Origin of the sequence: Streptomyces sp. NPDC046197 (assembly GCF_040646295.1) — a bacterium.
Classification (GTDB): Bacteria; Actinomycetota; Actinomycetes; order Streptomycetales; family Streptomycetaceae; genus Streptomyces.
Genome location: NZ_JBEYZY010000018.1, coordinates 116,303 through 139,828, shown reverse-complemented (window position 1 = coordinate 139,828; position 23,526 = coordinate 116,303). Strand labels below are relative to the sequence as shown.

The window sequence follows — 23,526 nt, the reverse complement described above, 5'->3', positions numbered from 1 at the left end:
GTGGGGCAGGGCGGCGACCCAATGCAAGAGCAGTGCTCTCTTTTGTGAGCACCGATCTGAAAACGTGGAACACTCTGTCCATGAGCACCGCACAAGGCGCCCGCGCCCGGGCCCGGATGGAGATCACCGCCGCGATCAAGGACGAGGCACGCAGACAGCTCGCCGGGGAGGGCGCCGCGAAGCTGTCGCTGCGCGCCGTGGCCCGTGAACTCGGCATGGTCTCGTCCGCGTTGTACCGGTACTTCCCCAGCCGTGACGACCTGCTGACCGCGCTCATCATCGACGCCTACGACTCCCTGGGCGAGACCGCGGAAGCGGCGCACGACGCGGTCGCCGACGCGGGACCCCTCCGGCGCTGGACCGCCGTGTGCGAGGCGGTGCGCGGCTGGGCGCTCGCACACCCGCACGAGTACGCCCTCATCTACGGTTCGCCCGTGCCCGGCTACACCGCGCCCGAGGCGACGATCCCCGCCGCGTCCCGCGTCGGCCTTCTCCTCGTCGGCATCGTGCGCGACGCCCACGAGAAGGACGGACTGACCGGGCCTGCGCTGCCCGCCGAGTTGCGGGGCGAGGCCGAGCGGATGGCCGTCGACCTCGCGCCCGCCCTGCCGCCCGAGGTGGTGGCGGCGCTCGTCGCGGCCTGGGCGCAGCTGTACGGCCTGGTCGGCTTCGAGCTGTTCGGGCAGTTCAACCGGGTGGTCGAGGACCGTGAGCCGTTCTTCCGGCACGCGGTGACCCGTCTCGCCCACGGGGTGGGGCTGGACCGCTGACCCTGCGGGGGCGGACCGGTGAAGCCTCCTCTTCCGCCATGTGGTGTCCAAGGCGGGCGTACTTCCCCGGGAGTACGGGTGATCACCTCGCCGGGCTGACGCCGCCTGCGGTGCGGCCCGTCTAGCGTGGCGGTCATGGCACAGCAGCGCGTACGCGGGAGCGGACCACCGCAGTGGTGGCGCCACGGACCGCCGTGGTGGAACCGCCCCGGCGACGAGGACGCCCGGGGCACCGCCTGGCCCTGGCTGTCCACAGTGCTGTTCACCGTGTTCGTGGTCATGGGCACCCACTTCTCGGCGCGGGGCCAGCAGGGGCATCGCGAGCCGCTGGACGCGTACGCCGGCCTCCTGCTCGTGGTGGCGCCGGGGCTGCTGCTGTGGCGCAAGCGGTACCCGGTGTTCGTGGCGTTCGGCACGGCGGCCGTGACCCTGGTCTACGCCGCCGCCGGATACCCGTACGGACCGGTCTTCCTGGCCGTCGCCGTCGGCTGCTTCAGCGCCGTCGTCACGGGGCACCGCCGCGCCGCCTGGGCGGCCGTCGGACTGCTGTGGGCCGGACACGCGCTCATCGCGCTGTGGCTCTACCGCTGGCTGCCGCCGCCCGGCGACAGCGGCGGGAGCCCTGGCCAGGAGGTCGTCGTCGCCACCTGGGTGGTGGCCGTCGTCGCGCTGTCCGAACTGGCCCGCACCCGGCGCGAGCAGTGGGCCCGGGAACGGGCCGAGCGCGCGCAGGCGGCCCGGCGGCGCGCCGACGAGGAACGTCTGCGCATCGCCCGCGAACTGCACGACGTGCTCGCGCACAGCATCTCCGTCATCAATGTCCAGGCGGGCGTCGGCCTCGCCCTCCTGGACACCGACCCCGAGCAGGCCCGCACGGCGCTCACCACCATCAAGGCCGCCAGCAAGGAGGCACTGGGTGAGGTGCGCCAGGTGCTGGCCACCCTGCGCACGCCCGGCGACGCCCCGCGCGCCCCCGCCCCCGGCCTGGACCGGCTGCCCGAGCTGGTGCAGCAGGCGGCGAGCGCCGGCCTCACCGTCGACGTCGAGGGCGACTCGCCCAGCCTGCCGCCCGGCACGGACCTCGCCGCCTTCCGGATAGTCCAGGAGGCCCTCACCAACGTCGTCCGGCACTCGGGCTCGCGGCACGCGCGCGTGCACCTGGAGCACGGCGGCGACGCGCTGCGGCTGCGCATCGACGACGACGGGCCCGCGACCTGCGCCGAGGCGGGCGGCACCGGACACGGTCTGGCCGGGATGCGGGAGCGGGCCGCCGCACTCGGTGGCACCATCGACGCGGGCCCGCGCCCCGACGGCGGCTGGCGGGTGCACGCCGTACTGCCCCTGAACCTCAAGGAGGACAACCGGTGATCCGCGTACTGCTCGCCGACGACCAGTCGCTGGTGCGGGCCGGGTTCAGGGCGCTGCTCGACGCGCAGCCGGACATCGAGGTCGCCGGGGAGGCCGCCGACGGCGAGGAAGCGCTGCGCAAGGTGCGCGAACTGCGACCCGACGTCGTCCTGATGGACATCCGCATGCCCCTGCTGGACGGCCTGGCCACGACCCGCCGCATCACGCAGGACGGCGTCCTCGAGGACGTGAAGGTGGTCATGCTCACCACCTTCGAACTCGACGAGTACGTCTTCGAGGCCATCCGCTCCGGCGCCTCCGGCTTCCTGGTGAAGGACACCGAACCCGACGAACTCCTGCGCGCCGTGAGGGCGGTGGTCGGCGGCGACGCGCTGCTGTCGCCCGGTGTGACCCGCCGTCTGATCGCCGAGTTCGCGGCCCGCTCCAAGGAACCAGCGGCCGCCGGCACCCTGGCCCGGCTCACCGAGCGGGAACGCGAGGTGATGGCCCTCGTCGGCATCGGGCTGTCCAACGAGGAGATCGCCCGTCGCCTGGTCGTCAGCCCGCTCACCGCCAAGACCCACGTGAGCCGCACGATGGTGAAACTCGGCGCCCGCGACCGAGCCCAACTGGTCGTCCTGGCCTACGAGTCGGGCCTGGTACGTCCGGGCTGGCTGGGCTGAACCCTCCCCCGGGGACGGCGGGTCAAGCAGCCGACCGGCACGGCCCCCCCGCCGGACTCAGACGATCGGCGACGTCTCCCGCCACAGCACCGCCGGCTCGCGGTCGCCGGTCACGCTCGGCACGGGCAGCCGGTTCCACATCGCCAGGTACAGCTGGTCCGCGGGTCCCGCCAGTTCGGTATCGGCCTCGCCGACCGCGCCCCGGACGGTGACCGGGGCCTCGCTCGACAACCGCACGGTCCACACGGCGTCGGCGTCCGTGGCGCGTACCCGCAGCACCCGGGGCTGCCTCGTGCGGACGCGACTCCTGGACCGGGCATGGAAGCCGCGCAGCAACTCGTCGATGCCGTCGACCGCGAACTCCGTCGCCACCGCCGTCCGAGCAGCGCCACGCGCCGTCTCGGCGTCGTGGCGGTGGATCGCGGTCTCGTGCGCCTGCCGCCGGGCCCAGAACGCGAGCGGCGACGACACGGGCGCGGGGTGGAAGGTCCAGCAGGCCAGGTCGGGGGGCGCCGCAGTCAGCGTTTCGACGACGTGGCGGTGGCTGTCGCGGTACCAGGCCACGAGCGCGGGACCGTCGAGATCGGGCGGATTGCCCATCGGACGCGCCGACGGGTGCCCGTCGGCGACGAAGCCGGCCGCCCACAGGTGGACCACACCGGTGTGCCGGAGCAGGTCCCGCACCTGCCACTGAGGGCAGGTCGGTACTTTGGCGTCCGTCCCGGCCTGCTCGGCCGCCGCGGCCAGCAGCCGCCCTTCCCGGTCCAGTGCGTCAAGGAACTCGGCAGTCTCCATGCGGGTGAGTGTGCCCCATCGGGCACCCTCGTGGGGAGGAGCGGCGCCTCCCCGGAGCCGGGCGCCCCGCCCGGAACGCACAGCCCACGCGGCGGCACGGTACCGGGTCGGCGTAGGCCGCGTTGCGATAGTCCATTCGGCGGGTTGGGCTGGTGGGGAACCATCTCCCAGCTGCGGACGGCGATCATGACGATGCCCCCCCTCGAATCCCCCTTCGGCGGTCCGGATCCGTTTTCCGAGATCCTCAACCGCTTCTTCGGCATGACGCCCGCCGCCTCGCCCCCGCAGGTGCAGCGGGTGCCCATCGGGCGGCTGCTCACCGAGTCCGCCCGCGACCTGATCAACCACGCCACCCGGCGGGCGGCCGAGGACGGCACTTCCGACCTGGACACCGAGCACCTGCTGTGGGCGAGCACGCAGGTGGAGCCGGCCCGCTCGCTGCTGGCGCAGACCGGCGCCGACCCGGACCGGCTCGGCGCCGACCTCGCCCGGGCGCTGCCCGGCGAGAGCGGCACCCCGTCGGCCCAGCCGGGCCTGACCCCGGCGGCCAAGCGGGTGCTGTTGCGTGCCTACGAACGGTCCCGGGCGGCCGGAGTGTCGTACATCGGCCCCGAACACATCCTCGGGGCCCTGCTGGACACGCCTGGTGCGGCGGCGGCCCGCGTCCTGGTCGCCCATGGCATCGAACCCGACCAGTCGCGCCGCGGTGCCGAGACGGCAGCCCGGACCGAGGCGCCGCAGCCCGGTGGCGAGGCCGCGAGCGACACGCCGACCCTGGACCAGTACGGACGCGACCTCACCGAGGAGGCGCGCTCCGGAAAACTCGATCCGGTGGTGGGGCGGGCCGCGGAGATCGAGCAGACCGTCGAGATCCTCTCCCGGCGCGCCAAGAACAACCCGGTGCTGATCGGGGAGCCGGGCGTGGGCAAGACGGCGATCGTGGAAGGTCTCGCCCAGCGGATCGTCGCCGAGGACGTGCCCAAGACGCTGGAGAACAAGCGGGTGGTCGCCCTGGACCTGACCGGCCTGGTGGCCGGGGCCCAGTACCGGGGCCAGTTCGAGGAACGGCTGAAGAACGTCATCGACGAGGTCAAGGCGGCCTCCGACTCGACGGTCCTCTTCCTCGACGAACTGCACACCGTCGTCGGCGCCGGCGCCGGCGGCGAGGGCTCGATGGACGCGGGCAACATCCTCAAACCGGCGCTCGCCCGCGGCGAGTTGCACGTCGTCGGAGCCACCACGCTCGACGAGTACCGCAGGTACGTCGAGAAGGACGCCGCACTGGAGCGCCGCTTCCAGCCCGTGATGGTGCCCGAGCCGACCGTGGAGGAGACGGTGCAGATTCTGGAGGGCCTGCGTGACGCCTACGAGGCCCACCACCAGGTGCGCTACACCGACGAGGCGCTGATCGCCGCGGCGGAGCTGTCGGACCGCTACGTCACCGACCGCTTCCTGCCCGACAAGGCCATCGACCTGCTCGACCAGGCCGGGGCGCGGGTGCGGCTGCGCTCCCTGGGCAGGTCCGCCGAGGTCGTCGAGCACGAGGACCGGCTGGCCAAGCTGCGCCGCGAGAAGGACGAGGCCGTCGCGGCCGAGGACTTCGAGCGGGCCTCCGAGCTGAAGGACCGGATCGCCGAGGTGGAGGCCGAACTGGCCGGTGTGGCCGAGCGGCGCGAAGGCGTACTGGAGGTGACCGCCGACGACATCGCCGACGTCCTGTCCCGGCACACCGGGATCCCCGTCTCCCAGTTGACGGAGAGCGAGAAGGAGCGGTTGCTGAAGCTGGAGGAGGCGCTGCACTCCCGCGTCGTCGGCCAGGTGGAGGCCGTCACCGCCATCGCTCAGGCGGTGCGCCGCAACCGCGCGGGCATGGGCGACCCCAACCGGCCCGTCGGTTCCTTCCTCTTCCTCGGTCCCACCGGGGTCGGCAAGACGGAACTGGCCAAGGCGCTTGCGGCGTTGCTCTTCGGTGACGAGAACCGCATGGTCCGCTTCGACATGAGCGAGTTCATGGAGAAGCACACCGTCTCCCGGCTGGTCGGGGCCCCGCCCGGGTACGTCGGGCACGAGGAGGCCGGCCAGCTCACCGAGAAGGTCCGCCGTCAGCCGTACAGCGTGCTGCTGTTCGACGAGGTGGAGAAGGCCCATCCGGACGTCTTCAACACCCTGCTGCAGGTCCTCGACGACGGTCGGCTCACCGACGCCCAGGGGCGCACCGTGGACTTCCGGCACACCGTGGTCATCATGACCTCCAACATCGGCGCCCAGCGGATCCTCGCCCGCCGGGGCGACGTCAGCGCCATCAAGGACGAGTTGATGGAGGACCTGCGGGGCCGGTTCCTGCCCGAGTTCCTCAACCGTATCGACGACGTCGTCATCTTCCACGGCCTGACCGACGACGACCTCGGGCGGATCCTGGAGATGCTGCTCGACGAAAGCCGCCGCCGGGTTCGCGCCCAGGGCCTGGAGCTGAAGGTGACCGACGCGGCCAAGAGGCTGCTCCTCGCCCACGGTACGCAGCCCGAGTTCGGCGCCCGCCCGCTGCGCCGCACCGTCCAGGCGGAGCTGGACAACCGCATCGCGTCCCTGCTGCTGAGCGAATCGGCGGATCCCGGCGACACCATCGTGGCCGACGTCGTGAACGACGCGTTCGTCTGCCGTGTGGAACGCCCGGCGGCCTCCCGGGCGTCCGGCTCCGCCACGGCGGCCAAGGCGGCTGAGCCGGGCACGGGCGGCGGCGCGGCCCCGACCGCGTAACCGCTCGCGGTCACTGCGGTTGCGCGGCCCCGATCGCGGACTGTGCGGCTGTGCGTACGGCGGTTTGGCGCCGGCGCGCCCCCCGACCGCGGACCGCTCGAACCCGCCAAGTATCCGCACGTCCGGGCGGACCGTTCGGTGCCTGAGGGGACGGCGAGCGAGATCCTTGAACCGGTCGGCGGCTGCGGATCTCGTGATCATTGGTGCGCGCCGAAGGACAGGCCACTTCGGCCTCCAGCTTGGCCGGGTGGGCCACACGCTGCTGCATCACGCTCAGTGCCCGGTGGCAATCGTCCCACAACGGCAGTGAGCGCCCACGACCGCCTGATGGGGAAGGTGCCTGGCGCGGTGAGCCGCAGCGGTACCGCGCCGTAGCAGGGCGGACACGGGAGCCGGCTGATCGCACCACCGACGGCAACCGCCGCGATGATCGGCCACTGTCCGCGCCACAGCTCTCACCGCCGCGCGGCCACCCTGCCCGGCGCAGCGACGCTCCGATGCCCGGTGGAAGATATCCTCGAATATCAGGACAGCCGCCACGAGGCGTCACCCACCGCCTGAAGCAATGACCGCGAGATGTACCGCCCCGTCGGCCCGGGGAGGAGATCGTGAACGAGAACACCGCAGGTCCGGCTGACCGTGAGCTGGAACACCGCATCGAGGTGCGACTCAAGCAACTCGGTCTCACAGAGTCGGAGTTGGCCGCTGAGGCAAGCATGTCACCGCGCTATTTCCGGCACCTGATCGAGTCCGGAGCCGACTTCGACCCCGGCGGGTTTCTGCGGATCGCCGCCGTCCTCGGGATGACCTACCAGGAGTTGCTCGAAGGCCGAAGCGATGCGCCCGCAGGCCGGGGCGGAGCGGCACAGCACCCTGTGCTCGTGAAGCTCACCGCCAAGGAATGCTGGGAGCGGCTCGGCACCCACGGGATCGGGCGTGTGGCGTTGCCCGCGCATCCGGGGCCCAGTGTGTTCCCGGTCAACTACATCGTCGACGGCACGACGGTCCTCTACCGCACGGATCCTCAAGGTGCCGCGGTGGCCGAGCCCGGCGGCGAGGTCTCCTTCCAGGTCGATCACGTCGACGAGTGCCGGCGCGTCGGCTGGAGCGTCCTGATCGCCGGTACCGCGGAGCATGTCGCCGATCCTGAAACCGTCCAGCGCCTCACTGAGCAGTCTTTCAGCGAGCCGTGGGCCGGCGGTCTCCGAAATTTGTGGATCCGCGTCGTCCCGGCAGAGATCAGTGGCCGCAGGATCCACGACCTCTGATCTTCCACCGGGGCGGCACGTGGCCGGCACCTCGCTGACAGAGCCGTTCGATCAGTGGTGGACCCCATCAATCCCGAGACCAAGCTGAACTCGGATTCACCGACCGCAATCCGGTAGTACGTGTCGGCAAACGGGTCGTTGTGTCAGTTCTCCGGCAGCACGAGCGTGCACGTCTCCCCGGGTGCGGTGGTCACCGCACGGTTCGCCGGCATCACGCGAATCGGGGACTGCTCCGAGTCCGGCACGCTGATTTCGAACTGCTCGCCCGGGTGGCGTTATGGCTCCGAGGTGGATGCCCTCGCCGGTGGAGCCGCCCTGGATGTCGGCGATGTCCGCCTCCAGGGCTTCATGGACGTACTGCAAGCGGGAGATCTGCAGCGTGTCACCGGTGGCCTGGCAGTACTGCCAGGTGTTGTACGCGATCGCCGGGCCCAGGTGGTGCCGGAGGTGGGAATGGTCTGGCAGCCAGCGGCCCGAGGCGGGGTTGAGATGCCACTCCTGGGACTCCTCATGGCCGTTGCTGCCGCATTGCCACGGGTACATCGCGTGTTCGTAGCCCAAGCCTCGCCCAGGGTCAGGGCGGACCGCCCTGGCCCTGGAGGTCCTCGAACCGGGACTGCGGACTGGCGGGACGATGCGGGCCGGGTGACCTGAGCGTGGCCGCCGACGCGATCCGGCTCTCCCGCAAGACGCTCGCCACGATCAAGGGCAACCTCTTCTGGGCCTTCGGCTACAACGTCGTCGCCCTGCCCCTGGCCGCCTTCGGCATGCTCAACCCGATGATCGCAGGCGCCGCGATGGCCTTCTCCTCGGTCTTCGTCGTCACCAGCAGCCTGCGACTGCGTCGCTTCAGACAGCCCATGCGGCGACATCCGATCCGGGGCGCCCGGTCACCGGCCGGGCGCCCCGCCGGTGCTCGGGGCGATGAAAGTCCGCGGCCACCGTCTTGAACATGGTCGATGCCGCTTCCGTACAGTCGCAGGACAGCGATTCCTGGGCGGGGGCCCCATGGTGACCATGAGTCGGCACGAACGGACAGGAGGCGCCTTCGGGCACCTGCTGCTCGTCGTGGTGCTCGCGCTCGGTGTCTTCCTCATGCACACGCTGGGCCATTCGGACTGCTGCTCTCCGGCATCGGCAACCAGCTTGTCGTCGCACGCGTCGCCCATGGCGATGGACACGGCTCCCCGGGCGGACGCAGACACCCATGCCGAGGCCTCCGCCTCCATCGGGTGGGTCTCTTGGGACAAGCCCGGACGGGGGACGACACCGCACGCGCCCCTCATGCCGACGGACATCCTGTCGCTGTGCGCGGCTGTGCTGCTCAGCGCCCGGGTGCTCACTGCGCTGGTGCGCTCCGCGCTGGCCCGCCGCGCCCACTGGACGTCGGCCTCGCTCCTCCGCGGACCAGTGGCGGTGCTCCCCAACCCTCCGCCCCGCACTCCTGATCTCACTCAGCTGTCGGTTCTCCGTCTGTAGGGCGCCGCGCCCCGCGGATTCGCCCTGCGCGGGTCCGCCCGCCCGACGTGCCCAGAACAGACCGAAAACCGAACCACGAGGTGAGATCAGGCATGACCGCCTTCACGCGCACGCTGCGCCGGATGTCCGCCCGCCGTATCGCGGCGGCCGGCATCGTCACGGTGGGAGCCCTGCTGCTTTCCGCCTGCGGCGACAACAAAGACGACGGCATGAGCGGCATGGACCACGGCAGTGGCTCCAGCTCGGCAACAGCGGCCGCCCAGGCCGGCAACACCGCTGCCGCCGCGGACTACAACGACGCCGACGTCAGCTTCTCGCAGATGATGATCCCTCATCACAAGCAGGCGGTGGAGATGGCCGAGCTGGCGGACGGCCGCGCTTCCGACCCGGGCCTGAAGGGCATCGCAGCGAAGATCAAGAAGGCTCAGGACCCCGAGATCAACACGATGACGAGCTGGCTGCAGTCCTGGGGCAAGCCGACCATCATGGGCGACATGTCCGGAATGAACATGGGCGGCGGCATGATGTCCGACAAGGACATGAAGGAACTCAAGTCCATGAAGGGCACCGAGTTCGACAAGATGTTCGCGCAGATGATGATCCAGCACCATGAGGGCGCGATCACCATGGCCAAGGACGAGCAGAAGAAGGGCAAGAACGCCGACGCCACGAAGATGGCCGGCGGCATCGTCACGAGCCAGTCCGCAGAGGTCAAGCAGCTGCAGGGCATCCTCGACCGGCTCTGAGCCGCATCACCGCTCACCGCCCGGGCAGGGAGGCTCTCGCCGCCCCGCCCGGGCGGCCGTGCGCCGCGCCGCGCCGACCGCATCCGTTGTCCGCGGCGGCCGTCGCCCAGCAGGCCACCCCATCCGCAATCGGACGGGCTCCGAACGTGGGCGAGAGACGGCAGCTCCTCTCCGACCGCGGGCTGATGAACCGTGTCTTCAAGGGCCGCTACAACAAGTTCATCGAGCACAGCTGGCAGCTCGTAGTTCGTGGGCCACCCGGAGCCATGGGAGCTTCGTCAGTACTCCTAACCAGCTTTGCGGATGGAGCCTGGTGCATCTGTCGTGGATGTCGGATGCGGTACCGGGCGCGCGGTGGCGGAACTGGGCGACCTGGGTGCGAAGGCTGACCAGCTGATGATCGTCCTGTGCCGACGTACTGGCCCTGGAGCCGTGCTGGTGGACGACGACCGAAGCAGGGGCCCACCGCCCTGTCGGATGGGCCACCCGGCCCCTGCCACGAACCTCATGGGAAGGTGGAGTCTGGCCGTAGGCACTCGGTGAGCGGCCGGCAGCGGCAGATACCCGAGTCCAGTCCTTCGATTCGGGAAGGGGTCGTCATCATGTTCTGGTACGACCATGGAATGAGCGGCTGGGGCTGGTTCGGAGCCTCCCTCGGAATGATCGTGTTCTGGGGACTGATCATCACCGTCGCTGTGCTCCTGTACCGCGCGTTCACCCGGTCCGACAGGTCCGACTCCGTCTCGGCCGGGACCTGGACGCCGTCGGCGCAGACCTCCCCGGAGCAGTTGCTCGCCGAGCGGTTCGCCCGCGGGGAGATCGACGCAGAGGAGTACCAGCGGTGCCTGCGCGTGCTGCGTTCCCACGGCGCCGACCTCACCAAGCACTAGCACATCAGGGGGCCGCCATGCCCAGACTTCCGGCCCTCAGGAAGAGGCCCGGAGCCTGGGCTTCGGCAGCTGCCTTCTTGGCTGCCCTCCTGATCCCCGTTGTCACGCCCGGGTCCGCCTGGGCGGGCCATGGGGAGGAGAGCGACGAGTCGGCGGTGCTCACCGAGCAGGCCGTCGCACTGATCGCCAACGGAGCCACCGAAGACCAGGCCGCCGAACGCATCGAGGACGCCCTGATGGCCCCGCACAAAGAGGGCGTCACCCTGTCCAAGGTGCGCGAGGCGCAGGCACTGGTAGAGCGCCCCGGTTACAGCGAGGCCACCAGCCGCCAGGTGAAGGTGCTGTTGCTGGCCTCGCTCGGTGGCAAGCTGCCCTCCGCTCCCGAAGCGGGGCGTCCCGCGACTGGTGATGAGACCGGCACGACTGTCGTGCTTGACGAGTTCCGCCCGCCCCGCGGTATCTCCGACGGTGGGGACGCCGTGCTCGTGGGCCTCGGAGCCGCGGCCCTCGGCGGCGGCCTGTGGCTCTGCACTGGCGCACAACGTGGAAGTCGCCAAACTCCTGGGCGGCCTCGGAGTCTGGTTCACGCCCGAGCTCACCGACCGGGTGCCGATCGTGCTGCGCCTGTACGTCGCGCATGCCGTCATCGTCCCCGGTCTGATCCTCCTGCTGTTCGTCTGGCACGCGCTGCTCGTCAAACGGCACAAGATCTCACCACACCCTGCCATCCCGGACCCGAAGGAGGAGGTGGCCGAGCCGTTCACCGCCCACCTGAAGCGGGTGGGCGCCTTCGGTCTGGTCCTCCTGGGCGTCCTGACGCTGCTGGCGGTGCTGGTGCCGCCGGTGCTCGGACCGACCCCCGTGGAGGGCATCGAGATCACCCGGCCGCTGTGGATGTTCTGGTGGTTCTTCCCCATGGAGGAGTGGTTCGGCGTCGGGTCGATCGCCTACGTGATCGTGGCTGTCTTCGGGCTGATCTTCCTGGTGCCGTTCCTCGACCGCAGTCCGCATCGGCTGTGGCGCGAGCGCAAGGTCGCCATGGCGGCTGCAGCGGTGTTGCCGGTTGGCCTCATCGCTGTCACGGTCGAGGTGTGGGTGAACAACCCGAAGGGGCACTGATGAATGCCTCCAGCCCGCCTCGCCGCCCAGACGGCCTCGACGTCCGCCGCGCACAGCGCTGGTTCCGGGCCCTGACCGTCGTCGCCGTACTCGCCATGGGCGCGCTCTACCAGGGGCTGCGTTCGGCGCCCGGGCCCGGCACCGGAGTTCTCGTCCTGGCCAGTGCACTGGTCCTGGCCGCTTCAGCCGTCCAGGCGGCCCGCATCCTGACCGTGCTCGCGGGGCCCCCTCGACTGCCCCGGCACCTGAGGCTGCGCCCGCCCGGGCGTCGTACGACCGCAGTTCACACCTCAGCAGCCAGCCCACCGAAGGAGGAGTGACCGTGCCCAACGACGCAGCGCACCGGGTGTGTGCTGGCCGCGGGCACCGGCCCAAGGAGCGCACCACCGCTGCGTTGGCCCTGCGCCTCGCGCCGCCCCTGCCTCAACCGGCCGACCTCGGCACCGGGGAACCCGCCCGGCATGCCGCCTGATTCCACGGCAAAGGAACCTGCTGCCATGTCCTCTTCTCTTCACCGCCGACGCGCCGTCTGCCTGGTGCTCGCGGCAGCCGCGACCCTGCTGCCGGTGACCGCCTGCTCCGGCGGAAACGGCAACCCCTCCTCAGCAACGTCCACGGCCCCCACTGCCCCCTCGCCCGCAGCGCGGATCGCGATGAAGAACTTCGCCTTCGATCCGGCCACCGTGGCAGTGAAGGCGGGCCAGAAGGTCGTCGTGGTCAACGAGGACTCCGTCGCACACACCGTGACGGCGACGCAAGGCAAGGAATTCGACACCGGGAACATCGACGGCGGAAAGTCCGGAACCTTCACCGCCCCATCCAAGAGCGGAAGCTACCCCTTTGTGTGTACCTACCACTCGAATATGAAAGGGACACTGATCGTGCGTTGAGAATCTTGTCCCACCGGGGGAATCGGTTCCCCCCGGCCCTGGTCGTCCTGGGCCAGGAGCGCCTGGTCGATGCCCGGTGGTTTGCCGGGGCCGAAGGCATCCCGACACTCGACCGATCCGCGGGTCATGTGACTGTGAGGACGTCAGCCACAGGGCGGCGAAGTGTGGCAGGGCCCTGAGGGCCGTATCCCAGGCGGAGAGATTGCACCTGCCCCGTGCCGGAAACGGGGCCCCGCGTGAGGCTGCGCGGGTCACGGCTTTCCAGGGCGTGAGAGGTCAAGGAGGTGGCCAGGTCGGCCAGGGTCGCGTCGAGCAGTACCCGCTCCAGGGCCTGGCCCGCCCGAAGCCAGTCGGCCGGCTCCTCCCCGCGGGTGCTCAGCAGCGCCAGCTGAGGGACGTGCTTGAAGGCGGTGGTCCCTCGGTCGGTCATCGGCCTGCGGCCGGCGAAGTCCCGCAAGGGCGCCTTGCGTGGTCGGCGCCCGCCGGATGGTGCACGGTCAAGAGTCGTCCGAGTCCGACAGTGCACGCGTACGGGGTCCGTCCTCGTGGTGGAGTCCGACGATTTCGCCGTCGCGCCCGGCGGCGCCGGTCGCCGACTCTCGATGACGAGGTCGTCGCCGAGGTGAGCTCGCATGATCGCCGCTCTCTCCTCAGAATGGTGGTGTATCCAACCTGCCACGCGGGCCACACCGCCACACGGGACGGCGGCCCCCTACCCGCGAGGTGGGTGTCCCGCACCCGGGAGGCGACATGCACCACCGAACAGTCGATGAGCTCATGACCCGGGGCGTCGTCCGGGCACGGCCTGACACGCCGTTCAAGGAGCTCGTCAGGCTGCTGGAGGAGAACGACGTCACCGCCGTGCCTGTGGTGGACGAGCTCGACCGTCCGATGGGTGTGGTGTCCGAGGCCGATCTGCTGCGCAAGAGCGCCGACCAGGCCGACCCGTCAGGAAGGATCTCCGTCCCGCATCTGGAGGCCTGGGAGCGTGCCAAGGCTGAGGGGTCGCGGGCTGAGGAACTGATGTCCGCTCCCGCGGTGTGCGCGCGGCCGGAGTGGACCGTGGTCGAGGCCGCACGTCTCATGGAGACCCAGCATGTCAAACGGCTGCCTGTGGTCGACGAAGCCGATCGGCTCCTGGGCATCGTCAGCCGTGGTGATCTGCTGCGGGTCTTCCTTCGCCGTGACGAGGCCATCCGCGAGGAGATCACCGGAGATCTTCTACGGCGCACGTTGGGGCTCGATACCCGGGACGTGACCGCGGAGGTGCGTGATGGGCGGGTCACTCTTTCAGGCACCGTGGAGTACAGGAGTCTGATTCCCGTCATCGAGCAGTTGTGCCGGGGCGTCGACGGCGTGGTCTCGGTCTCGGGGAATCTTGCCTACCGGACGGACGACGCCCGGGATGCAACCGCCGGCACTTGAGCAGGGGCGGTCGGCGTGATCGATGTCGACGAGAATCGATGTCACTGTGCCGCTGCGTCAGCGGTCAGGGCTGACGCAGCGGGCGGTTGGTCGTTGACGCAAGTGTCGGCCGTGGCTACCGCTGGCTGGTGGCGATGTGGGTGCCGTGCCAGGAGTGATACCAGACCTGTCCGGTGGAGGAGTTGACCGCCAGCATGCCGGTGATCTTCCTGGACTGCAGGGTGTGCAGGGTGTGCAGGGTGCAGTAGCCGGGGTAGGACTCCGGATCGCCCGTGGTCTGTGTGCTGTCGTGCTTGTGGAGCCACTGCTGGGCGATGGGCCTGTGCGGCCGAGATGCGGGCCGTGCTTCGGCTGCCGTAGTGCATGCCGTAGTCGGTGTTCCGCATCATCGCCGGCCCGTACTCGATCTGAACGGCTCCGTCGGCGGGATTGACGAGGACCTCGGTGGCCGGGTGGCCGTCGGTGGTGTGCAGTTCGGTCGGCCTCACCCTCGTCGGCGGACTGCCGGGCAGCGGGGAGTCCACACTCTCCGGAGCCCGGCCGATCGGCCGGCGCGAGTGAGGTCCGAGCAGCGAGCGGAGCGTGAACGCCGAGCTCACGGCGCTGGGCTGGTCCCGGCCTTCGACCTGTGGACCAGGAACCGCGTGGCATCCGACAGCGTGGTCAGTTCCGGGTAGTCCTCCTCGTCGATACGGACTCCCGTGCGCTCGGACAGCAGCTCGACCAGGCTGAGGAAATCGAGCGAATCCAGTTCGAGCACGTCACGGAACTTGTCGTCCGGTTCGACCAGAGTGAAGTCGGCGTCGGGGATGATCCGTGTGATCGATTCCTTGATCACTGACAGAGCCTCAGCGTTGTTCAGGGGCTTCATCTGACTCACAGCTCCTCGGGTTTCTGCAGCATTCGGTCGACCGCCGTGAGGTAGCGCGCGCCCACGGCGCCGTCCGTGGCCCGGTGGTCGGCGGCCAGGGTCGCGGTCACCACCGGACGTACGCCGAGCATGCCGCCCGAGGCCCAGGGCCGCTCGACGACCGCTCCGAAGCCGACCAGGGCCACTTGGGGCGGGTGGATGACCCCGAACACCGTTTCCACGCCCTGGTCGCCCAGGCTGGTGACGGTCAGGGTGGCGCCGGCCATCTCGCTCCCACGCAGCCTTCCCCGGCGGGCGCGCTGGACCAGGTCCCTGAGACGGGTCATGAGGGCGTCGGGCGGGAGTGCGTCGGCGCGGTGGATCACCGGCGCGAGCAGTCCGCCCTGCCGGAGCGACACCGCGACGCCCAGATTGACCTCGGAAGCGGGCGCGAAAGCGTCGTTCCGCCAGTAGCCGTTGAGAGCCGGCACCTCGCGTGCCGCCACGGCGGCGGCTTTCAGGAGCAGGGCCGCGGGCACGAGGCGGTCGGCGGGCGGACGACCGCGGTTGATCCGGCGGAGCCAGTCCTCGGTCGCCGTGAGGTCGATGGTGGTGGACAGGTAGTAATGCGGGATCTCCCGCTTGGAGCGGCTCATGAGGTCCGCGATGGCACGGCGCATGGCGTCCGTACGGTCCTGGGGGCGGCTGTCGATCGGTACCGCCGCGTCCGGGCGCTGCTCGCCGTTCTGCGGGCGCCGCTCGGGCCGCTCGGGTTCGTTTCCTCCGGCACGTGTGCGCATGGCCGTGTGCACGTCCGCCGCCCGCACGGCTCCACCGTCCCCGGTGCCCCGTACCGCCGTCAGGTCGACACCGAGGTCGTGGGCGAGGCGCCGTGCGTACGGGGTGGCCCGCACCCTGGGCGCGGGGCGACAGGCGTGCTCGACGTCGGCACGCGTGATCCGTCCGCCGTGTCCGGTGCCGTGCAGTGTCGTCAAGTCGACACCTCGCAGCGCGGCGAGGTGCCGTACGAGCGGTCCGGCGCCGATGACCGACGTGGCTTCGCCGGACGGCTTTGGAGGCGCTGGTGCCTGCCGCACGGTCGGCTGTGCCCGGGATTCGGTGTGCACCGGCTCCCCCCGGGCGGGTTCGCGCTTGCGGGCTGCCTTCGGCCGAGGTTTCGGCCGCTCGTGCCGCGTAGACAGTCCCCGGTCGTCCTCCGCGCTCATGGGCGTCTTGTGCGGGACAGCCTCCCCAACCGGCTCGGCGACCCTGGGTGAGACCGCCTTCGCCCCGGCCGTCACCGGCTCCATGGGGGCGCCCGGCCGCACGGCGGGCGCAGCCTCCCCCTCGATCACCGCGAGCGGTGCTCCCACCGGCACTCGGGCCCCCGGCTCGACGAGCAGCTGTCCCACCGTCCCGGACTCGAAGCACTCGACCTCGATGGCCGCCTTGTCCGTCTCCACGACCGCCACCACGTCGCCCTTGTGCACCCGGTCCCCAGGACTCACGAGCCACTCCTGCAGCACTCCCTCGTCCATGTCGGCGCCGAGCGAGGGCATGGTGAACGCCGTCATCTCAGCCCGACCTCCCGGTGACCGGCCGACGTTCCACCCCGTCGGATCCGGTCGGCACGGGCTCGCCGACGGTGCGCTGCGCGGCAGCGACGATTCCGCCCACCTGGGGCAGCGCGGCCTCCTCCAGCCTGCGCGCGTACGGCACGGGCACTTCGGCGCTGCACACCCGCTCGACGGGGGCGTCGAGGTCGTAGAAGTGCTGTTCGGCGAGGCGCGCGGAGATCTCCGCGGCGAGACTGCCGGTGCGCCAGCCCTCGTCGACGACGACGGCACGGTGCGTGCGGGCGACCGAGTCGCCGATGGTGGCGTCGTCGAGCGGGCGCAGGGTGCGCAGGTCGACGACCTCCGCGCTGATGCCGCCGCTCGCGAGGTCGTCGGCGGCGGCCAGTGCCTTGGGCAGCGAGCCGCCGTAGGTGATCAGGGAGAGGTCTGTGCCGGGCAGGCGGACGGCCGCTCGATCGATGTCGACCGACCCCGCGTCGGCGGGCAGTTCGCCCGAGACGTTGTACAGGCTGCCGTGCTCGAAGATCAGCACGGGGTCGGGATCGGCGAGCGCGGGCGCCAGCATGTACCGGGCATCGGTGAGGGTTGCCGGGGCCAGGACCCGCAGGCCGGGGATGTGCGCATACCAGCCCTCCAGGCTGTGCGAGTGCTGGGCCGCGAGTTGCCGACCCGCACCCGTGGTCATCCGGATCACGATGGGTACCGGCAACTGGCCGCCCGACATGTGCAGCAGGGTCGCCGCGTTGTTGAGGATCTGGTCCAGGGCCAGCAGGCTGAAGTTGACCGTCATGATCTCGACGATCGGCCGCATGCCCGCCAGGGCCGCACCGATGCCGGCGCCGACGAACGCCGACTCGGACAGCGGGGCGTCGCGGATCCGTTCAGGCCCGAACTCCTCCAGCAGGCCGAGGCTGACGCCGAAGCAGCCGCCGTACCGGCCCACGTCCTCACCCATCAAAAACACCCGCTGGTCGGTGCGCAGCGCTTCGCGCAGGGCCTCGCGCATGGCCTCCCGATAGGTCGTCCTCCGGTCGGAGGGCGCGGCGGTTTCAGCGGTACGGGGGTGGGTCGTGGTCATGGCCGGGTCGCCTCCACCGGGCTGGTGACGTACTTCAGCAGATCCTCGACGGGCTCCTCCGAAGCCTGCCCCGCCGCCTCCACGGCCGCGTCGATCTCGGCTGCCAGACGGTTCTCCAGGGCCGTACGGGCCTTGTCGGTCAGTTCCTTCGCCTCCCGCAGCCGCCGGGCGAGCCCCTCGACCGGGTCGCGTTCCTTCCAGCGCTCGATCTCGGCCTTGTCGCGGTAGCGGTCCGAGTCGTACATGGAGTGGGCGCGGAAGCGGTACGTGCGCATCTCCAGGAAGTGCGGTCCGCCGCCGGCACGCACCCCTTCGGCAGCCCGCCGGGCGGCGTCCTCGACGGCGAAGACGTCCATGCCGTCGACGGCCCAGGAGACCATGCCGTACCCGGCCGCGCGCAGCGCGAGGTCGGTCTGGGCCTGGTGGCGGGCCAGGGCCGTGCCCATGGCGTACAGATTGTTCTCGCAGACCAGCAGCAGGGGCAGTTGCCAGAGCGCGGCGAGGTTCGCGGTCTCGTGGAACTCGCCCTCGGCGAAGGCCCCGTCGCCGAAGAAACAGCAGGTGACGCGGTTGCGGCCGGTCATACGGTCGGCGAGGGCGAGGCCGGCCGCGAGGGGGAGTCCGCCGCCGACGATCGCGTTGCCGCCGTAGAAGCGGCGGTCGGCGTCGAAGAGGTGCATCGAGCCGCCACGGCCGCGGCTGCAGCCGGTCACCTTGCCGAACATCTCGGCCATGATCGCCTCGGCCGGAACCCCGCGGGCGAGTGCGTGCCCGTGTTCGCGGTACGTCGACACGACCGCGTCGTCGTCCGTGAGCGCCTCGTTGACGCCGACGGCCACGGCCTCCTCGCCGATGTAGAGGTGCATGAAGCCCCGGATGCGCGCCGCGCTGTACAGCTCCACGCAGCGTTCCTCGAACCGGCGGACGCGCAGCATCGACTCCAGCAGGGCCAGACGGTGCGCGGCAGCTTGACGGTTTGGCCGGGTGGCGGGCCGGGGTGTGCGGGTGCTGCTCATGCGGACTGCTCCGTCCTCTCCAGGGAGGAGTCGTCCTTCTCCGGGGCGGAGGTGTCCTTCTCCAGTGTGGAGGTGTCGCCCTCGGGGAGGCCGAGTTCGCGTGCCCGCAGCAGGCGGCGCATGACCTTCCCGCTGCGGGTGTGCGGCAGGTGCTGGTCGAAGGCGATCTCGCGGGGCGCCACGGCAGGGCCGAGCCGGCGCCTGGCGAAGGCCAGCAGTTCCTGCCGCATCGTGGTGGTCGCGTCGAAGCCCGGCCGCAGTGCGACGAACGCCTTGACGATGTTCCCGGCCACGGGATCGGGCCGGCCGATGACGCCTGCCTCGGCGACCGCCGGATGCTCCATCAGGGCGCTCTCGACCTCGAACGGCCCGATGAGGTGTCCCGCCGACTTGATGACGTCGTCGGCGCGCCCGACGAACCAGTACCAGCCGTCCGCGTCGCGTCGTACCAGGTCGCCGGTGAGATACCAGCCGTCCGCGAAGGCCGCCGCAGTGCGTTGCTCGTCGTGCAGATAGCCGCGGAACATGGATGGCCAGCCGGGCCGGAGCGCCAGTTCGCCCTCCACGCCGGGCTCCTTCAGCGCGGTGACGTGCCCGCCGGCGACCTCGGCCCGGCCGTCCTCGCCGCGCCGCAGCACCGCCGCCTCCACACCGGGCAGCGGACGCCCCATCGAGCCAGGGCGGATGTCGCAGGCGGCGAAGTTGGCGATCATGATGGCGCCGGTCTCGGTCTGCCACCAGTTGTCGTGCACCGGCAGTCCGAGCACGTCCCGTCCCCACACCACGGCCTCCGGATTGAGCGGCTCGCCGACCGACGCGACGAACCGCAGCGCGCTCAGGTCGAACGAGCGGGGCAGGTCGTACGGCCCGGTCCTCGGTGTCGTCCGCATCAGCATGCGCAGGGCCGTAGGTGCCGTGTACCAGACGCTCACCCGCTGCTCGGCGAGGATCCGGTACCAGCGGCGGGCGTCGTAGTCACCCTCGTCCACCACGACCGTCACACCGTGCATGAGTGGTGCGACGATCCCGTAGGACATGCCGGTGACCCAGCCCGGGTCCGCGGTGCACCAGAACACGTCGTCCTGGTGGAGGTCGAGGGCGTACAGCGCGGTCATGTAGTGGGCGACAGCGGCCTCATGCACATGGACCGCGCCCTTGGGGGTCCCCGTGGTGCCGCTGGTGAAGTGCAGCAGGGCCATGTCGTCCGGCGCCGTGGGCGGGATGGCGAAGGTGTCGTCCGCCTCGGCCATGAGCGCGTCGAAGGCAAGCACGCCCGCCGACTCGTCCGCGCCCTCGCCCACGATCAGCACATGACGCAGACCGGGCAGCCCGTCACGCTGTCCGGCGACCTTCCTGCGGTACAGCTCCGCCGTCGTGACCAGCACCCGGGCATCGCTCAGACGCAGTCGCTGGGCGACCGGGTCGGGTCCGAAGGCGGAGAACAGCGGGCACAGGACACTGGTGTTCTTGAGTGTGCCGAGGACCACGGTGTACAGCTCGGGGCACCGCCCCAGCAGCGTGACCACCCGGTCGCCTCGACCGATCCCGAGTGTGCGGAGCACGTTGGCGAACCGTGCCGTGGCACGGGCCAGGTCCCCGTAGCTCACGCAGGTCACGGAGTCGTCCCGCCCGACACAGCGCAGTGCGACCGCGTTCCCATGGGCCGATGCCGCGTGCCGGTCCACGGCCTCGTGCGCGATGTTCAGCCCCCGCCCGCCGGGCAGGCCCTGCAGCCCGGCCCGCGCCTGCGACCACGAGAAGCCCGCACACTCCTTGTCGTAGTCGCCCAGATTGGGGGCAATCCGAGGCAGGGTGTCCTTCCGGATGGTCTCCCACCGCATGCCGGCCCCTCCTTCCGTCGGGCCTTCTTCGACCATCCGTCCGGCCCGCCCCCTCCGCACTGGGTCGAACGGCCCCCGTACGCGGCCGGACGACTCAGGTCCACGCTTACCGCTTGACTGAGACGATGACCCGGTCACGTTCCCGGGAGGTGACGGTATGGCGCCTCGGCTCCGGCTCACGCTGCTCGGCATGGGCGCCATGGCGTCCCCGCGTTTCGCACCGGCCGGCCTGCTGGTCGTCTGCGGCCGCCGTCGTGTTGCGTTCGACGGCGGCTCCGGGGCGGCGCCGCCCGAGGGCCGGCTGGACGCCTGGCTCGTCACCGACGAGCACGCCGAACTCCGCTCCGCCCTGCGACGTCTCGCCGCGGAGCGCGGGCTGGCGCCGGGCATGGCGGACGCGGACCTCGGCGAGCTGCGCGTCCGAGCGCTGCCGGTCGTGCACACCTCGCATCCGACCTGCGGTTACCGCATCGAGGGAGAGTCGGGGGTGGCGGTGTGGGCACCGGAGTTCCGGACTTTCCCGGCCTGGGCGGCGGACGCGGACCTGATGTTCGCGGAAGCCTCGGGCTGGGACCGCCCCATCCGCTTCCGCGGTGGAGTGGGCGGGCACGCTCCCGTGAGGGAAGTCGGCGCGGAAGCAGCCCGGTACCGGATCGGACGCCTGGTCTACGCGCACATCGGCCGCCCTGGCCTGCGGGCGATGGACGCCGGTCTGACCCCCGAGTACGGGGAATGGGGCCGCGAGGGCCACACGTACTTCCTCTCCCCAGACCGCCGGGCGTGCTGATCGTCCTGGAGCAGTCCTCGAGGCGCTCTCCTCGGCTGCAACCCATGGGCCGTCGTCCGCTCGGTAGGGGATATACGGGACAAAAGGCCCGCGTACGTACCCGTATGGCTCTATCGCCGCGCCGACATGGCCGGAAATGCTGCGGTCGTAGGCCTGAAAGGACGGCAAGGCCTCCATGTGCCGCCTGCAGTGCTGAAGGAGGTCGGTCATGAGTGCCGACGCCGATGTGAGTGCCTCCCCGGCCCCGGCGTCCGACGGGCTCGTCATGGCCAAGGACGGAATGGCCGCGCTCGTGGAGGTGCTGATCCGGCGCGGGTTCACCGTGGTCGGACCCACGGTGCGGGACGGTGCGATCGTGCCGGCGGAGCTGCGGTCGGCCGACGAGTTGCCGTACGGATGGGGCGTGGAGCTGGAGGCCGGGCGGTACCGGTTGCGTGAGCGTTCGGACGGCGCGGCTTTCGCGAACGCGGCGGGTCCCCAGTCGTGGAAGACGTTCCTCCATCCTTCGCGGGTGCGGGAGTGGAGCGCCGACCGCGTGGACGGGGAGCTGGCCCTCAGGGCCGACCGGGACGCGCCTCCCAGGTACGCCTTCCTGGGTGTGCGCCCCTGCGACCTGCGGGCCATCGCCATCCAGGACCGGGTACTGACCGGTGGGGCGTACCGCGATCCCGTCTACGAGGGGCGCCGCTCCGGAGCACTGCTGATCGTGGTCGAGTGCACGGAACCCGGCGCCACGTGCTTCTGTGTCTCGATGGGCACCGGACCCGCCGCCGGTCCCGGCTACGACCTGGTGATGACCGAGGTGGTCGATGAGGACGGGCACCGCTTCTGGGTCCGCAGCGGCAGCCGGGAAGGCGCGGAGATCCTGGCCGAACTGCCCGCTCGCCCGGCCGACCCGGAAACCCGGGAGACGGCCCGCGCAGGCGTCGCGGCCGCCGCGGACCGCATGGGACGGACCATGCCCGAAGCCGATCTGCGGGAGCTGATGGCCGGAACGCTCGACGCGCCCCGCTGGGACGATGTCGCCGGACGATGCCTGACCTGCGGCAACTGCACCATGGTGTGCCCCACGTGCTTCTGCACCACCACCGAGGACGTCACGGACCTCACCGGCGACCACGCGGAGCGGTGGCGGCTGTGGGACTCGTGCTTCGACCTGGACTTCTCCCACCTGCACGGCGGCCCGGTCCGTGCCTCCTCGCGCAGCCGCTACCGGCAGTGGATGACCCACAAGCTCGGGACCTGGTACGACCAGTTCGGCTCGTCCGGCTGCGTGGGCTGCGGACGCTGCATCGTGTGGTGCCCGGTCGGCATCGACATCACCGAGGAAGCCGCCGCCCTGTACGACTGGACACGGTCCGGGGAGCCGACATCCACGTCGGAGCCACCATGAGCACCGTGACACCCCCGCTGCCGTACCGTGTCGCCGACACCCGGACCGAGACCGGCGACACCCGGTCGATCGAGCTCGTACCGGCCGCAGAAGAGCTCGCGCCCTTCTCGCCGGGACAGTTCGCAATGATCTATGCGTTCGGGGTCGGTGAGGTGCCCGTCTCTGCCAGCGCCCTGCGCGGCCGCCACGGGGGTCTCGTGCACACCGTGCGCGCGGTGGGCGCGGTCTCGACCGCGCTGTACCGGATGCGCCCGGGTGACAGCGTCGGGATCAGCGGACCGTACGGCACCGGCTGGGACCTTGAGGCGGCGGCCGGCTACGACGTGCTGATCATCGCCGGCGGCATCGGGCTCGCTCCATTGCGGCCGGTCGTGCACGCAGTCCTGGACCGGCCGGCCGCGTACGGTCGGCTCGCGATCCTGGTGGGCGCCCGTACCCCGGCCGACCTGGTCTACCGGGACGAGATCGAGAGCTGGCGCGGCCCGGCCCGAGTGGAGGTGACCGTCGACCGCCCTGGCCCGGGCTGGCACGGTGCGGTGGGCGTGGTCACCACGCTCCTTGACCGCCTCGACCTGCTGCCCGAACGGACCTGCGCGCTCCTGTGCGGACCCGAGGTGATGATGCGTCACACCGCACGCGCCCTCTTGGCCCGGGGCCTGATCCCACAGCGCGTTCAGGTGTCGTTGGAACGCAACATGCACTGTGCCACCGGCCATTGCGGCCACTGCCAGCTCGGCCCGCTCCTGCTGTGCCGCGACGGGCCGGTCGTCGGCTACGACCGCGTGGCACACCTGCTCCTCGTAAGGGAGTTGTGA

Annotated in this window: 22 protein-coding genes and 4 pseudogenes; 18 read left to right on the top strand and 8 right to left on the bottom strand. The window is 70.9% G+C overall.

Features of this window, described 5'->3' with window-relative positions:
• The first annotated feature begins 80 nt into the window (after window positions 1-80).
• From AB0A61_RS24935 to AB0A61_RS24925, 3 genes are all read left to right on the top strand, one after another.
• Window positions 81-770, top strand: a complete 690-nt coding sequence (locus tag AB0A61_RS24935; protein WP_361296178.1) for a TetR/AcrR family transcriptional regulator — start codon at window positions 81-83, stop codon at window positions 768-770.
• A 126-nt stretch (window positions 771-896) separates the two neighbouring features.
• A complete protein-coding gene (locus tag AB0A61_RS24930; protein WP_361296175.1) occupies window positions 897-2,138 on the top strand; it encodes a sensor histidine kinase in 1,242 nt (413 codons plus the stop codon).
• The gene (locus tag AB0A61_RS24925; protein WP_361296172.1) at window positions 2,135-2,800 is read left to right on the top strand and encodes a response regulator transcription factor; all 666 of its coding nucleotides are present in this window, start codon (window positions 2,135-2,137) and stop codon (window positions 2,798-2,800) included. Before AB0A61_RS24930 ends, AB0A61_RS24925 begins: the two co-directional genes overlap by 4 nt.
• 57 nt (window positions 2,801-2,857) lie before the next feature.
• Here the strand turns inward: AB0A61_RS24925 and AB0A61_RS24920 are convergent, their stop codons facing one another.
• Window positions 2,858-3,595: a maleylpyruvate isomerase family mycothiol-dependent enzyme gene (locus AB0A61_RS24920; RefSeq protein WP_361296169.1), complete on the bottom strand. Its 738-nt coding sequence runs from the start codon at window positions 3,593-3,595 to the stop codon at window positions 2,858-2,860.
• Between the two features lie 186 nt (window positions 3,596-3,781).
• On the opposite strand from AB0A61_RS24920, the gene AB0A61_RS24915 reads away from it, so the two are divergent.
• From AB0A61_RS24915 to AB0A61_RS24905, 3 genes and pseudogenes are all read left to right on the top strand, one after another.
• Window positions 3,782-6,352 carry an ATP-dependent Clp protease ATP-binding subunit gene (locus AB0A61_RS24915; protein ID WP_361296166.1) on the top strand — a complete coding sequence of 857 codons (2,571 nt, stop codon included), beginning with the start codon at window positions 3,782-3,784 and terminating at the stop codon, window positions 6,350-6,352.
• Window positions 6,353-6,457: 105 nt separating this feature from the next.
• Window positions 6,458-6,662, top strand: a pseudogene (locus AB0A61_RS24910) (universal stress protein); the annotation flags it as partial.
• 298 nt (window positions 6,663-6,960) lie between these two features.
• Window positions 6,961-7,620: a pyridoxamine 5'-phosphate oxidase family protein gene (locus AB0A61_RS24905; RefSeq protein ID WP_361296163.1), complete on the top strand. Its 660-nt coding sequence runs from the start codon at window positions 6,961-6,963 to the stop codon at window positions 7,618-7,620.
• A gap of 378 nt (window positions 7,621-7,998) precedes the next feature.
• On the opposite strand, the pseudogene AB0A61_RS24900 reads toward AB0A61_RS24905, so the two are convergent.
• Window positions 7,999-8,166 (bottom strand): annotated as a pseudogene (locus tag AB0A61_RS24900) (hypothetical protein); the annotation flags it as partial.
• A 98-nt stretch (window positions 8,167-8,264) separates the two neighbouring features.
• Between AB0A61_RS24900 and AB0A61_RS24895 the strand changes: the two are divergent.
• From AB0A61_RS24895 to AB0A61_RS24860, 8 genes and pseudogenes are all read left to right on the top strand, one after another.
• Window positions 8,265-8,570 (top strand): annotated as a pseudogene (locus tag AB0A61_RS24895) (hypothetical protein); the annotation flags it as partial.
• A 67-nt stretch (window positions 8,571-8,637) separates the two neighbouring features.
• On the top strand, window positions 8,638-9,099 hold the full coding sequence (locus AB0A61_RS24890; RefSeq protein WP_361296160.1) for a DUF6153 family protein: 462 nt from the start codon (window positions 8,638-8,640) through the stop codon (window positions 9,097-9,099).
• 92 nt (window positions 9,100-9,191) lie between these two features.
• Window positions 9,192-9,845 carry a DUF305 domain-containing protein gene (locus tag AB0A61_RS24885; protein WP_361296157.1) on the top strand — a complete coding sequence of 218 codons (654 nt, stop codon included), beginning with the start codon at window positions 9,192-9,194 and terminating at the stop codon, window positions 9,843-9,845.
• Between the two features lie 602 nt (window positions 9,846-10,447).
• The gene (locus AB0A61_RS24880; protein ID WP_361296154.1) at window positions 10,448-10,735 is read left to right on the top strand and encodes an SHOCT domain-containing protein; all 288 of its coding nucleotides are present in this window, start codon (window positions 10,448-10,450) and stop codon (window positions 10,733-10,735) included.
• Window positions 10,736-11,278: 543 nt separating this feature from the next.
• On the top strand, window positions 11,279-11,854 hold the full coding sequence (locus AB0A61_RS24875) for a cytochrome b N-terminal domain-containing protein (RefSeq protein ID WP_361296151.1): 576 nt from the start codon (window positions 11,279-11,281) through the stop codon (window positions 11,852-11,854).
• Window positions 11,854-12,174: a hypothetical protein gene (locus AB0A61_RS24870; protein WP_361296148.1), complete on the top strand. Its 321-nt coding sequence runs from the start codon at window positions 11,854-11,856 to the stop codon at window positions 12,172-12,174. Before AB0A61_RS24875 ends, AB0A61_RS24870 begins: the two co-directional genes overlap by 1 nt.
• 2 nt (window positions 12,175-12,176) lie before the next feature.
• Window positions 12,177-12,326, top strand: a complete 150-nt coding sequence (locus tag AB0A61_RS24865; protein WP_361296145.1) for a hypothetical protein — start codon at window positions 12,177-12,179, stop codon at window positions 12,324-12,326.
• Window positions 12,316-12,744, top strand: coding sequence for a cupredoxin domain-containing protein (locus AB0A61_RS24860; RefSeq protein WP_361296142.1), 429 nt, complete (start codon window positions 12,316-12,318; stop codon window positions 12,742-12,744). The genes AB0A61_RS24865 and AB0A61_RS24860 overlap by 11 nt, the downstream gene beginning before the upstream one ends.
• Window positions 12,745-12,868: 124 nt before the next feature.
• On the opposite strand, the pseudogene AB0A61_RS24855 reads toward AB0A61_RS24860, so the two are convergent.
• Window positions 12,869-13,210, bottom strand: a pseudogene (locus AB0A61_RS24855) (nitroreductase); the annotation flags it as partial.
• 284 nt (window positions 13,211-13,494) lie between these two features.
• Between AB0A61_RS24855 and AB0A61_RS24850 the strand changes: the two are divergent.
• Window positions 13,495-14,169, top strand: a complete 675-nt coding sequence (locus tag AB0A61_RS24850) for a CBS domain-containing protein (protein ID WP_361296139.1) — start codon at window positions 13,495-13,497, stop codon at window positions 14,167-14,169.
• A gap of 595 nt (window positions 14,170-14,764) precedes the next feature.
• Here the strand turns inward: AB0A61_RS24850 and AB0A61_RS24845 are convergent.
• The 5 genes from AB0A61_RS24845 to acsA are packed head-to-tail and all read right to left on the bottom strand — an operon-like array spanning window position 14,765 to window position 20,531.
• Window positions 14,765-15,007, bottom strand: a complete 243-nt coding sequence (locus AB0A61_RS24845) for an acyl carrier protein (protein WP_361296136.1) — start codon at window positions 15,005-15,007, stop codon at window positions 14,765-14,767.
• A gap of 38 nt (window positions 15,008-15,045) precedes the next feature.
• Window positions 15,046-16,593, bottom strand: coding sequence for a dihydrolipoamide acetyltransferase family protein (locus AB0A61_RS24840; RefSeq protein ID WP_361296133.1), 1,548 nt, complete (start codon window positions 16,591-16,593; stop codon window positions 15,046-15,048).
• A 1-nt stretch (window position 16,594) separates the two neighbouring features.
• Complete coding sequence (locus AB0A61_RS24835; RefSeq protein WP_361296130.1) at window positions 16,595-17,674, bottom strand: pyruvate dehydrogenase complex E1 component subunit beta; 1,080 nt, start codon at window positions 17,672-17,674, stop codon at window positions 16,595-16,597.
• Window positions 17,671-18,690 carry a pyruvate dehydrogenase (acetyl-transferring) E1 component subunit alpha gene (pdhA, locus tag AB0A61_RS24830; RefSeq protein ID WP_361296127.1) on the bottom strand — a complete coding sequence of 340 codons (1,020 nt, stop codon included), beginning with the start codon at window positions 18,688-18,690 and terminating at the stop codon, window positions 17,671-17,673. The genes AB0A61_RS24835 and pdhA overlap by 4 nt, the downstream gene beginning before the upstream one ends.
• Window positions 18,687-20,531 carry an acetate--CoA ligase gene (acsA, locus tag AB0A61_RS24825; protein WP_361296125.1) on the bottom strand — a complete coding sequence of 615 codons (1,845 nt, stop codon included), beginning with the start codon at window positions 20,529-20,531 and terminating at the stop codon, window positions 18,687-18,689. The genes pdhA and acsA overlap by 4 nt, the downstream gene beginning before the upstream one ends.
• 157 nt (window positions 20,532-20,688) lie before the next feature.
• Between acsA and AB0A61_RS24820 the strand changes: the two genes are divergently transcribed.
• The 3 genes from AB0A61_RS24820 (at window position 20,689) to AB0A61_RS24810 (ending at window position 23,526) form a co-directional block, all read left to right on the top strand.
• Entirely contained in the window at window positions 20,689-21,318 is a 630-nt protein-coding gene (locus tag AB0A61_RS24820; RefSeq protein ID WP_361296122.1) for an MBL fold metallo-hydrolase, read from the top strand.
• Window positions 21,319-21,526: 208 nt separating this feature from the next.
• Window positions 21,527-22,711 carry a 4Fe-4S dicluster domain-containing protein gene (locus AB0A61_RS24815; RefSeq protein ID WP_361296119.1) on the top strand — a complete coding sequence of 395 codons (1,185 nt, stop codon included), beginning with the start codon at window positions 21,527-21,529 and terminating at the stop codon, window positions 22,709-22,711.
• Window positions 22,708-23,526, top strand: coding sequence for an FAD/NAD(P)-binding protein (locus AB0A61_RS24810; RefSeq protein ID WP_361296116.1), 819 nt, complete (start codon window positions 22,708-22,710; stop codon window positions 23,524-23,526). The genes AB0A61_RS24815 and AB0A61_RS24810 overlap by 4 nt, the downstream gene beginning before the upstream one ends.